This window comes from Bartonella sp. CL435QHHD, from assembly GCF_042195095.1.
In the GTDB taxonomy this organism is placed as follows: domain Bacteria; phylum Pseudomonadota; class Alphaproteobacteria; order Rhizobiales; family Rhizobiaceae; genus Bartonella.
Genome location: NZ_JBHINS010000052.1, coordinates 74,767 through 87,039 on the forward strand (window position 1 = coordinate 74,767; position 12,273 = coordinate 87,039).

A 12,273-nucleotide genomic window follows, 5' to 3' on the forward strand; every position below is an offset into this window, starting at 1 on the left:
CTCATCAGAAGTCTTAATACAAAAGATCGCTTTTGCTTTATTACTCTCCATTTAAATTTTTAATATTATATAAAAAAATAAAACAAGCACATTTAAATAATAACTGTCAGATATTTAAAAAATTGCATATTTTTAAATGCGTTTGTTTATTTTCCTTCATTGAGTAAAATTTCACGTTTTCCAACATGATTAGCGGCTCCAACAATGCCTTTTTCTTCCATCCGCTCGACGAGAGAAGCTGCTTTATTATAGCCGATTGAAAGTCGGCGCTGAATATAAGATGTTGAACATTTTTTATCACGCATAACAATTTTTACAGCTTGGTTATAAAGTTCCTCACCCTCTTCATCAAAATTTTCTTCCTCAGAAATTTCAGCCGCTGAATCAGCAGAAGTATCCTCTTTGTTATCGTCTTCATTATCCGTTACCGTTGCCAAATAATCAGGTTTTCCTTGCATTTTAAGATGTGCAACGATGGATTCAACTTCTTCATCTGAGACAAAAGGTCCATGAACGCGCACAATGCGTCCACCACCAGCCATATGAAGCATATCCCCCTGACCTAAAAGCGTTTCAGCACCTTGTTCACCCAAGATCGTACGACTATCAATTTTTGACGTTACTTGAAAAGAAATGCGGGTAGGAAAGTTTGCTTTAATTGTACCGGTGATAACATCAACAGAAGGACGTTGCGTTGCCATAATAAGATGAATACCTGCCGCACGCGCCATTTGCGCTAAGCGCTGAATGGCATTCTCTATCTCTTTCCCTGCCACCATCATAAGATCAGCCATCTCATCAACAATCACAACAATATAAGGAAGCTGCGTGAGATCCATGGCTTCTTCATGATAAAGCATTTCCCCTGTTTCCTTATCAAAACCCGACTGAACAGTACACATGATCGTTTCGCCTTTTTGAGCTGCAAGTGCAACGCGTGCATTAAAACCATCAATATTACGCACACCCAACTTAGCCATTTTGCGATAACGCTCTTCCATTTCACGAACCGCCCATTTTAAAGCTGTTACTGCTTTTTTGGGATCTGTGACAACGGGTGTTAAAAGATGTGGAATGCCATCATAAACAGAAAGCTCTAACATTTTAGGATCAACCATGATCAAACGACACTGCTTTGGTGTCATACGATAAAGAATCGACAAAATCATTGTATTAATTGCAACAGACTTGCCTGATCCTGTTGTTCCTGCAACCAATAAATGAGGCATTTTTGCTAATTCTGCAATGACCGGTTCACCATTAATCCCCTTCCCCAAAGCAAGAGCAAGTTTAAATTCACTTTCACGAAAAGAACGTGTTTGGATTAATTCCCGTAAATAAACGGTTTCACGAACCGCATTGGGTAACTCAATCCCGATAACATTACGTCCAGGAATTACAGCAACGCGTGTAGAAATAGCAGACATAGAACGCGCAATATCATCAGAAAGATTAATAACGCGCGATGACTTTACGCCCGCGGCGGGTTCAAATTCATACATTGTTACCACTGGCCCTGGATGAACATGGATAACTTCACCCTTAATGCCAAAATCTTCCAAAACACTTTCCAAAAGTCCAGCACCACGTTCTAATGTTTCTTGAGGAATCATCGTACCTTCATGAAAAACAGGTTCCTGTAATAAGTTGATCGGAGGAAATTCATAAACATCACAGTCAATAGATTGAATATTTTGCATAAAAGCAGAATCATAATTACCTAATGGCATACGAGTAGATTGTAATGTTTTAGTTTTACTGTTTGCTTGCATCACAGAAAAATCTTTTGAATTCTTTGTGACGGCTTTGTTTATACAATCAACAGTATTATTGGCGACAGTATTATTGCTATTTTCAGTCTCTATACTCGCCCCTGCATCGCTTAACGCCCCTGTATTACTTAACGTATGAGCAGAATCTTCAACAGAAAGCTTAGAATGACTCTCTTTAGTAGTATCATTATTTGTATGCATTAAATCAGAAATTTTCTCAACGCCTCGCATCCTTTCCGCTGGAGATTCTGATGTAATTGAATCATAGAGTTGTGGAAAGCGGTATTCAAGAACACGGTAAAGAGCCGTTATTGACTCATCAAAGGCTGTGGGAATATCCGGTGTAATTTCATTTGTCGTATCAATTGATATTCCATCCTCTTTTGACGTTTGAGTCTCCACATGTTCAAATATCAAAGATTCACACTCAAAAAATGCATCATCGGAAAGATGCAAAGCAGGTTTTATTTTTTGTAGCACATTTTCCACTTGTAATTTACGTTCTTGTTCATCCTCCTCAAGTGGAATATTTGCTGACGGCATATGAATAGCTTGTCGTGACAACTGCTTCAGAACCGTTGAATGACAAACTGATGTTTTATTCTCTATTGATTGAGGATTAATGACTTTTTTTGTCGAAAGAATATTGGTTGTTTTCTTGTTACAACGTACAATATCTGTATCTGTAATTTTTTTTTGATCTTGCTTCGTAAAAATTTTAAACTGTTTTGCAAAAACTGGATCTGTTTCTATACGACGACGCAAAATCTCAACTTCTGGGGTTCTCGTGAAACGGACGTTTTTTCCGAGGGCAAATGCCTTTTTCCACACTTCCGGATAAGGAAATATCTCAGTAATCTTAACAGATAAATCTTCTCTTGATGCACCTTCCGTACTATCATCAGAAAAAGAAGACGTAGAAATAGATTTTGTTTTCGAATTATGCATGGCACCCAACAAATTTATAGCAATGAGAAAAATAACCTTTTCAAAAAGAATTCGTAGAAACTATCATACGAAGGTTAATAACCTTTTGCTGATGGTTACTTTTTAATGAAAAAAATAATGCCATAATGCATATTCATAATCTGCCTTTTGCATATTTACGATATAAATTGCTCAGTTTATGGTGTCATAGAGCTCGTATTTCATTTGTTTTGAAAAAAACTTCATGATAAAAAAGCTTCAAGAAAATTGTCTATGCCTCTCTATTCTCTCCCTTTTCATAAAAGAAACTAGTCTCAATAATACAATAAGCATTGCTCTATTGAATTCTCCATGCTCAATTATCACGATATAATCTAATTTCTCGCGTTTTTATAAGATTACCCTTGTTATCCTCGTTTAAAAAGGCTTAGACTAAGACAATCATAATTACATAAATACAAATAGAAAAAAGGGAGTGAATTATGTTTAATAAACGGAAATTTTATATCAATGGTCTATGGGATGAGCCAAGCATTCCTCACGATTTTGACGTCATTAATCCATCAACAGAGGAGGCTTGTGCTGTCATTAGCCTTGGAAGTACAAAAGATGCCGATAAAGCAATTAATGCGGCTAAAGAAGCGTTTCAAAAATGGAAAACAACGTCACCAAATGAGCGTCTTGGATTTGTTGAAAAAATTCTAGAGATCTACGAAAAACGTTCCAAAGACATGGCAAAAACCATTTCAATGGAAATGGGAGCACCGATTGATATGGCGCTTAATGCGCAAACTGCAACCGGAAGTTCCCATATTCGCAATTTTATCGAAGCTTATAAAGAGTTTTCGTTCCAAGAAACTTTAATAAAGGGAAATGAGCAAGCAATCCTTCACTACGATCCTATCGGCGTCGTAGGATTAATTACGCCATGGAATTGGCCCATGAATCAAGTAACTCTTAAAGTTATTCCTGCTCTCTTGGCTGGCTGTACCATGGTGTTAAAGCCCTCTGAAATTGCGCCTCTTTCTGCTATGCTTTTTGCTGAATTTTTAGATGAAGCCGCACTTCCAGCCGGTGTTTTTAATTTAATCAATGGTGATGGTGCGACTGTCGGCTCTTACCTCTCTGCACATCCAGATTTAGAAATGATCAGCTTTACTGGTTCAACTAGAGCAGGAAAAGATATTTCTAAAAATGCCAGCGCTACTTTAAAAAGAGTCTGTCTGGAACTTGGTGGAAAAGGAGCGAATATTATCTTTGCTGATGCCGACTCAGATGCTATTCAACGTGGTGCACGACATTGCTTTTATAATAGTGGACAAAGTTGTAATGCACCGACTCGTATGCTTGTGGAACAGAGCATCTATGACAAAGCCATAAAAATAGCCAAAGATATTGCAGAAACAACAAAAGTAGGACCAAACTGCCAAGAAGGAAATCATATTGGACCTGTCGTTTCAAAAAAACAATATGATAAAATTCAAGATCTTATCCAATCGGGAATTGATGAAGGTGCAACTCTTGTTGCAGGCGGGACTGGTTTACCAAAAGGAATGGAACGCGGTTATTATGTCCGTCCAACAGTCTTTGCTGATGTAAAACCTCATATGCGTATTTTTAAAGAAGAAATCTTTGGTCCAGTTCTCTCGATTCTTTCTTTTAGTACAGAAGAAGAAGCCGTCGCTTTAGCGAATGAGACTGAGTATGGTCTTACAAACTATATTCAATCGCAAGATCGCAACAAATGTCGTCGTATTGCGGCACAAGTACGCTCTGGTATGGTAGAAGTTAATGGACATGGATTACCCAGTGGAAGCTACTTTGGAGGTGTAAAATTTTCTGGGCGCGCTCGTGAAGGAGGACATTGGGGAATTAAAGAATTTCTCGATAGTAAAGCAATTTCGTACTGGTAAAATCTTATTAAAAACTTAATAGGAATCGTATGGTAATACAGAAAATAACGGATGAAGGTGCTCTTGGGCAACGTCTTGATCAGTGGCTCGCAAAACAATATCATGATGTGCTCTCGCGTTCGCGTTTGCAAACCCTCATCCGTGAAGGCTGTCTTAAAATTGATGGTCAATTCATAAAGGAACCAAAAACAAAATTAAATCCTAACCAAATAATTGAATTGGAAATGCCTGACCTTCGTGATGCAGAACCTAGCGCTGAAGCCATTGCATTGGACATTCTTTTTGAAGATGATCATGTCATTGTTATTAACAAACCAGCTGGTCTTGTTGTTCATCCTGGGAATGGCAATTGGACCGGTACATTGGTTAATGCCCTTATTTACCACTGTGGGAATAGTTTATCTGGTATAGGTGGTGTTAAACGCCCTGGCATTGTCCATCGTCTTGATAAAAATACAAGCGGTGTTATGGTTGTTGCAAAAAATGATCTAGCTCATAAAAGTCTCAGTGCTCAATTTTCTGATCATGGACGTACCTGCGCATTAGATCGACGCTACCATGCCTTGATTTGGGGAACACCTCAGCGCAATGTCTGGACAATTGATGCATCACTTGGCCGTTCGCCCCATAACCGGACAAAGCAAGCTGTCATCCATAACCAAAACCCTTATGCTCGTCATGCTGTTACACATGTTTCTCTGCTTGAAAAATATGGCTCTCATGCAGACTCAACATCTTTTGCTAGCCTTCTGGAATGTCGCTTGGAAACTGGACGCACCCATCAAATCCGTGTTCATATGACTCATATTGGGCATCCACTCATAGGCGATACAGTTTATGGAAACGCTTTTAAAACAAAATCAAACACATTCAACCCCACTATTAGAAATGCAATCGATCAATTCAACCGACATGCACTCCATGCTGCAAGTCTTACTTTTGAACATCCTTCTACCGGTAAAGTTATGTCGTTTTCCGCACCACTGCCTCAAGATATGGCTAAACTTATTAAACTTTTTAAAAAAATGAATTGAAACTTTTCCCCTTCTCAAGATTTCACAATAAAATATCTTTTTTTGAACAAAATTGAAAAATATGCTAGAGTGAGGTTATGAGGATAGTTAGCTATCTAAAACATAGAATTTGCCTTATCAGGGAATTCAAACAAAAGGAGGGTGCTATATGGCCCATATGAATTTATTATCAGTAATGACAGGTGATGGTGGTTTAAACCGTTACTTGGAAGAAGTGCGTCGTTTTCCAATGCTTGAGCCAAAAGAAGAATATATGTTAGCTCAGCGTTACCGTGAGCATAATGATCTAAAGGCTGCGCATAGGCTAGTAACCAGCCATTTGCGTCTCGTAGCTAAAATCGCGATGGGATATCGGGGCTACGGACTTCCCATTGGGGAAGTCATTTCAGAAGGCAATGTTGGACTCATGCAAGCTGTTAAACGTTTCGAACCAGAGCGGGGTTTTCGTCTTGCAACCTATGCAATATGGTGGATTAAAGCATCAATCCAAGAATATGTATTGCGCTCTTGGAGTTTGGTGAAAATGGGGACAACAGCTAATCAAAAGCGTTTGTTTTTCAACCTTCGTAAGTTAAAAAGTAAACTTCAAGCACTTGATAGTGGCGATCTCAATGCAGAACAAGTGAAAAAAATTGCAATCCAGTTGAATGTCACAGAAGATGAAGTTGTATCAATGAATCGTAGGCTTGGTGGTGACACTTCACTCAACGCACCAATTCGAACAAAAGAAGGGGAAAACAGTGAGTTGCAAGATTGGTTGGTGGATGAATCTAACGATCAAGAACAAATTTTAATTGAAAAAAGTGAATTAGAAAATCGCCGTTCCATGCTCATAAATGCCATGGACAATCTCAATGAACGCGAAAAGCGTATATTTAAAGCGCGTCGTTTAAACGATGTACCACTAACCCTAGAAGAACTCTCTGGTGAATTTAATATTAGTCGAGAACGAGTAAGACAAATTGAAATGCGTGCATTTGAAAAAGTGCAAAACTCTATCAAAGATTCTACTTTATCTCAAAGTCAAGTATAAAACCTAGAGTTAAGTATAAAGCCAATGGTTTGCACATTCTTTAAATGTGAAAATGAAAAAAAGCATGCCTTGGCTTTATACTTGTAAATTAGCCTATCGAATTCTTTAAGTTATTGATATGTAAAGCTTTATTGAATATATTTGGTATATAATTGATAAAGACGGTCGTAGAAAATTCTTCACAGCCGTTTATTTTTTTGCATCTATGTTTTATTTTTTTGACCAAGAACTGTTAACTTATCTTGTTGTGCAAGCCATTGTCCAATAACTTCATTAAAAATAGACTTACCTGTTGGTCCTTTTGCAAAGGTTAATTCACTTATACGCCCGTTTTTATCCGTTAACACCAAACGCATCCAATCTAATTCTCGCATCAATTGTAAATTTCGATCAAGAAATGGATGATTACCACTCAATGCGACAAGAAAAAAGTCATCGTTAATCTTTGCAGCAATGGTTCTTGTTAAAGCCTGTCCAATGGATTGTTCACTTGCTTTAAAGGTTAATGCTTGAACATTGCTTATAGCTTTACCTGAAAATTTATCAGAAAGAATAAAAACAAGGTCCATAATATATGCAGCAGGAAATGACTGATCGGTATTACGACGTAAAATTAACCGTAATGATACCCCTTCATCAGGAATTGTTATATCACCTTGTATAGTTGTTTCTTCTGGAGCCCCCTTCACTTGAGATTCTTTTATAAGCGTCCAGCGAGCACTTCCCGTTGCTATCTTTTCTGCATCATAATTTGTACGTGCTTGATAGAAAACAGCTTCACCTGATTTTTCAAGCGATTGCAAATTGCTATCAACAACTGTTGAGAGTACTTCTTCATCCGAAGAATCTATCGCTTGTTTTAAACCAACATCAATTTCACTTCCATCCTCTAATAAGCGTTGTGTTAACTTTCTCTTAATTGGAAATGCCTTTGGTACTCTGTGAGAAGCTTGAAGATTTTCTTCTAAAAACTGATGATCATTTGATACAAATACACGCTCACCAACAAAAAAAATACCAACAATTAAAACAACAAAACTAACAACAGAAACAGCACTTATTACAATACGCCTTTGCACTAACGATTTATTAGCACGACGTAAAGCCTGAGAAAAAATGTGCGAAACAATATGCGAATTATCTTCCTGCGAAGGAGAAATCTTTAACACACTGCTATTAACATGCTGAGAAGGCACATCAGCCTCCATATTAACAGGCTCTGCATCTGGTATATCGGATACACAAAGCTCATCAAATACCTTGTTATCCTTTGAACGCGTAACAAAATCCTGTTTTCTTTTTATATTTACCTCTGAAAATTCATTATTCTTTGGTAATATAGTTTTTTTTGTATATTTCTTATCTTCATTTATATTTGTGGGATTCCACCCAATAACTGAAGAAAGCCGCTTCTTTTCAACTGCTAAATATTCTCCTTCAACAGTTGCAATAGAACTTTGAAGAATCTTTCTCTGTTCATCCGCTATTGCTTGTGGTATTTTTGCTGTTAAAAATTGATGTTCTAGTGTTTCGGTAGCACGCTTATAAATCCGCTTACGCACTTGTGGTGTAATATTATTTTGTGCATTAATTGTCTTTTTTAAGATTCCAACGAAATCTACCATTTCCTCTATAATCTCTCTTAAACTGAGAAAAAATCAATAGTAAAGCCAAAAAACTTTATTTTAGCCTTCTAAATTGATTGCCATTTAATATTGGTACAACTATCGCAATAATGTAAAATGAATATGAAAAATAAACAATGCTATTTTGCACCTTTCTCTCACGTGCTCTTAAAAACTTTTTTTGTAAAAAGAGACAAAAACGCACAGAGAACATATATAGAAATCTAAAAATAATAATCAATTAACAAAGGGATCCGTAATAAGAATAGTATCTTCACGCTCTGGACTTGTGGATAATAAAGCCACTTTTGTATTAATCAGTTCTTCAATATAGCGTATATATTTAATAGCCTGCACTGGTAAATCTTCCCACCTCAATGCATGTGCTGTTTCTTCCTTCCAACCTTCTAATGTTGCATAAACAGGCTTCACCCGATCCTGAGCTCCCATGGAAGAAGGTAAATAATCAATTCTTTTACCATCAAGCTCATAACCAATACAAATTTTTATTTCATCCAAACCATCTAAAACATCAAGTTTTGTCAATGCTATACCTTGAACACCGCAAATTGTTACCATCTGACGTACTAAGACAGCATCAAACCAACCACATCGACGCTTTCGACCCGTTACAACACCAAATTCATGTCCACGCACTCCCAGAAATTCACCAATATCATTTATCTGCTCTGTCGGGAACGGCCCTTCTCCAACGCGTGTAGTATAAGCTTTTGCAATACCCAAAACATAATGAATTGCATCAGGTCCCATCCCCGAACCTGTACATGCTTGCCCAGCAACTGTATTAGATGACGTTACATAAGGATAAGTTCCAAAATCATTATCTAATAAAGCACCTTGCGCACCTTCAAAAAGAATGTGTTTCCCTCCTCGATAACCTTCATCTAAAAGACGCCACGTACAATCCATAAAGGGCAAAATTTTATCCGCAACTTGCATCAATTCATCATAAAGTGCTCGAGAATCAATCTCTGCAACACCCATCCCACGACGCAAAGCATTATGATGCCTCAAAAGCCGCTCAATCTTAGCCATAAGTGTATCTTTTTCTGCTAAATCCATCACTCGGATAGCACGACGTCCCACCTTATCTTCATAAGCCGGTCCAATACCACGCTTTGTTGTACCAATTTTTAAACCAGATAAACCGCTTTCTCGAATTGCATCAAGATCACGATGCAAAGAAAGAATCAAAGGAGCATTTTCAGCAATACGCAAAATTTCTGGTGTGATTTTTACACCCTGATCACATAGTTTTTTTACTTCTGCAACAAAATGATGAGGGTCAACAACAACACCATTGCCTATAATTGATAACTTGCCACGCACTAAACCAGACGGTAAAAGTGATAATTTATAACTGACTCCATCAACAACCAATGTGTGGCCAGCATTATGCCCCCCCTGATACCTCACCACGATATCTGCTCGCTCAGATAACCAATCTACAATTTTACCTTTGCCTTCATCACCCCATTGTGTACCGACAACAACTACATTGGCCATAACTTTCTCCGTCGTGTTTGGTTAAAAAAACCAGCATTCAAAAACAAACACTTCTTTATAACGAAACCTTAGAGCAAGTGCGACTCCTCATTTCAGATTTTTCTCAATCTTCAAGTGATTAAATTTTCAAATTTATGATAATAAAGATAAGCAAATACCAAAATATTTTAAATCTGTTATTTTTGCTACAACAAAGTAAAAAAAATAGAGATTTTAATTTGTGCGTATCCAACACCTGACAGAGCATTCATTCTCTCTCTTAATCTTTTACAATTCACGTAATATTTAGATGCTGTCTGTCTGATACAAGAATACGAAAGATCATCATAATCTTTCGTATCCTTTTTTGTTTAAAAATACGTTGTGAAAATCACCAGTAATTATTTAAAGCTGTGCTTTTTCAACTTGGAACGCCCACTCAAGCCATTGTGTCAAAATTTCAAGATCGGAAGCCTCAATTGTTATACCCGCCCAAATTCTAAGCCCAGGAGGAGCATCGCGATACGAACCGATATCATAAGCAACCCCTTCCTCATCAAGACGTTTCACAACCGCTTTTATAAAAGATACTCGCTTTTCCGTATCCAAAGCAGTAATCACTGGATCCACAATATCTAAACAAATAGCGGTGTTAGAACGCACTTCAGGATCTTTTGCCAAATATTCTAACCATGGCGTTTTGCGAACAAAAGCATCAAGTACAGAAAAGTTTTTCTCAACCCGTGCTCTTAATGCCGCTGCACCTCCTAGAGACTTTGCCCACTTCAACCCATCAAGAAAATCCTCAACACAAAGCATAGAAGGTGTATTGATTATCTTTCCTTTAAAAATATCTTCGTTCAATTTTCCATTTTTTGTCATATAGAAAAGTTGAGGCATAGGCCAAGCTGGAACATGATTCTCAAGCCTCTCAACAGCACGAGGACTTAAAATCACCATACCATGTGCAGCCTCACCTCCCAAAACTTTCTGCCATGAAAAAGTAACAACATCTAATTTTGAAAAATCAAGATATTGCGCAAAAGCTGCCGATGTTGCATCACAAATGGTCAATCCAGCCCGTTTATGCGGAATGAAATCCGCATTAGGAATACGCACACCAGAAGTTGTCCCATTCCATGTAAAAACAACATCCCGATCAAAGTCAAGTTGTGTTAAATCTGGTATTTCACCATAAGGAGCTTCAAAACGACGCACATCAGAAAGCTTTAATTGCTCGACAACATCTTTATTCCACCCAAATCCAAAACTTTCCCACGCCGCCATATCAATGCCACGCTCACCTAATAGAGACCATAGAGCAGCCTCAACAGCACCGGTATCTGAACCGGGCATAATTCCTATACGATGATCAGAAGGAACCTCAAGAATCTCACGGGTTAAATTAACAACTTCAGCAAGTTTTAATTCTGCTTCTCTAGATCTATGTGAACGCCCAACTACTGCATTTTTAAGAACATCAAGAGTCCAACCAGGCCGTTTACTACAAGGGCCTGAAGAAAAATTAGTATTATTGGGACGACTACTTGGTTTTTGTAACATTATCATTATTTCTCCCCTTTTAGATGTTTTTTTCTTTATAAAGAAAAACAAATTATTATAAAGACTAATCAACAATCTTTTTAGAAAAAGTCAAAAATGTTGTCTATTATTTCGTATGCTTAAAATTCACGGAAACTTTATAAAAAAATCTTTCTTAATCATGCTTCTCGATTGATTCTTTTAATTTTTTTCGTATCACCACCACGATAAGACAGCATTCTAATAACAATACACTAAAGTGTCCAATATACCTATCAAATTTATTTTATGATAAAGATTCATTGATAACGCTCTAGAATAGGGAGATAAACTTATTAAAAAATCAATTATTTTTCTTTTGATGACTGGACAGAGAAAATTTTAATGTTATAACCGCAAACGCTTTATGTTTTTTATGAAGCATGCCCAGATAGCTCAGTTGGTAGAGCAGCGGACTGAAAATCCGCGTGTCCGTGGTTCGAATCCGCGTCTGGGCACCACACTCTTCTTTGTTGTATGTAACCTATTTTTTTATTGACTTTTAAGTTAATGATGCCTGAGTAAAGTTAAGGGAATAGGGTTTCTAACATTTGTCTATAAAGCACGCTTCACACAATAACAATATATTGATTTATAATGATAATTTACTGTTTTGTATATTGAATTAGACCCCCGAATAACGTAAGATTCTTTCATTTCAAATCTGTTTATGTTGAATCAACTAAAACCACTTACTTGCACGTCATAAGCGGGGCTGATGTGTGGGTAAAAATTGTACAAGAAAGGAGTAAAAATGGTTCTTATGAACCGTCTTAATGCAAGGGCTGTCGCAACACCCACGAGCTGGCAAATATAATGATGGTGCCGGCTTGCTTCTCCATAAGCGTAAAGATGGTGGTGCTCAATGGCTTTATCGTTATA

The 12,273-nt window shown here is 37.4% G+C and carries 7 protein-coding genes and 1 tRNA gene; 4 read left to right on the top strand and 4 right to left on the bottom strand.

The annotated features are described in order from the left end of the window. Nucleotides 1–146 precede the first annotated feature (146 nt). The gene (locus ACFILH_RS02580) at nt 147–2,720 is read right to left on the bottom strand and encodes a DNA translocase FtsK (RefSeq protein WP_273790358.1); all 2,574 of its coding nucleotides are present in this window, start codon (nt 2,718–2,720) and stop codon (nt 147–149) included. A gap of 461 nt (nt 2,721–3,181) precedes the next feature. Between ACFILH_RS02580 and ACFILH_RS02585 the strand changes: the two genes are divergently transcribed. The 3 genes from ACFILH_RS02585 to rpoH all read left to right on the top strand — a co-directional run bounded on the left by ACFILH_RS02585 (nt 3,182) and on the right by rpoH (nt 6,679). Beyond that, entirely contained in the window at nt 3,182–4,612 is a 1,431-nt protein-coding gene (locus tag ACFILH_RS02585) for an aldehyde dehydrogenase family protein (RefSeq protein WP_273790357.1), read from the top strand. 29 nt (nt 4,613–4,641) lie between these two features. Beyond that, nucleotides 4,642–5,646, top strand: a complete 1,005-nt coding sequence (locus tag ACFILH_RS02590; protein WP_375665179.1) for an RluA family pseudouridine synthase — start codon at nt 4,642–4,644, stop codon at nt 5,644–5,646. A 148-nt stretch (nt 5,647–5,794) separates the two neighbouring features. Then, nucleotides 5,795–6,679 carry an RNA polymerase sigma factor RpoH gene (gene rpoH / locus ACFILH_RS02595; protein ID WP_273790355.1) on the top strand — a complete coding sequence of 295 codons (885 nt, stop codon included), beginning with the start codon at nt 5,795–5,797 and terminating at the stop codon, nt 6,677–6,679. Nucleotides 6,680–6,882: 203 nt separating this feature from the next. On the opposite strand, the gene ACFILH_RS02600 is transcribed toward rpoH, so the two are convergent. The 3 genes from ACFILH_RS02600 to ACFILH_RS02610 form a co-directional block, all read right to left on the bottom strand. Next, nucleotides 6,883–8,304, bottom strand: coding sequence for a hypothetical protein (locus ACFILH_RS02600; RefSeq protein ID WP_375637534.1), 1,422 nt, complete (start codon nt 8,302–8,304; stop codon nt 6,883–6,885). 237 nt (nt 8,305–8,541) lie between these two features. Next, a complete protein-coding gene (locus ACFILH_RS02605; protein WP_273790353.1) occupies nt 8,542–9,831 on the bottom strand; it encodes an adenylosuccinate synthase in 1,290 nt (429 codons plus the stop codon). A gap of 384 nt (nt 9,832–10,215) precedes the next feature. Further along, entirely contained in the window at nt 10,216–11,379 is a 1,164-nt protein-coding gene (locus ACFILH_RS02610; RefSeq protein WP_273790352.1) for a phosphoserine transaminase, read from the bottom strand. A 397-nt stretch (nt 11,380–11,776) separates the two neighbouring features. Here ACFILH_RS02610 and ACFILH_RS02615 point away from each other — a divergent pair. After that, nucleotides 11,777–11,852: transfer RNA gene (locus ACFILH_RS02615), tRNA-Phe, on the top strand. Nucleotides 11,853–12,273 lie beyond the last annotated feature (421 nt).

What these genes read in the sequence shown, in the direction of transcription:
- ACFILH_RS02580 (WP_273790358.1), bottom strand. Translation starts at nt 2,720, where the DNA reads ATGCATAATTCGAAAACAAAATCTATTTCTACGTCTTCTTTTTCTGAT.
- ACFILH_RS02585 (WP_273790357.1), top strand. Translation starts at nt 3,182, where the DNA reads ATGTTTAATAAACGGAAATTTTATATCAATGGTCTATGGGATGAGCCA.
- ACFILH_RS02590 (WP_375665179.1), top strand. Translation starts at nt 4,642, where the DNA reads ATGGTAATACAGAAAATAACGGATGAAGGTGCTCTTGGGCAACGTCTT.
- rpoH (WP_273790355.1), top strand. Translation starts at nt 5,795, where the DNA reads ATGGCCCATATGAATTTATTATCAGTAATGACAGGTGATGGTGGTTTA.
- ACFILH_RS02600 (WP_375637534.1), bottom strand. Translation starts at nt 8,304, where the DNA reads ATGGTAGATTTCGTTGGAATCTTAAAAAAGACAATTAATGCACAAAAT.
- ACFILH_RS02605 (WP_273790353.1), bottom strand. Translation starts at nt 9,831, where the DNA reads ATGGCCAATGTAGTTGTTGTCGGTACACAATGGGGTGATGAAGGCAAA.
- ACFILH_RS02610 (WP_273790352.1), bottom strand. Translation starts at nt 11,379, where the DNA reads ATGATAATGTTACAAAAACCAAGTAGTCGTCCCAATAATACTAATTTT.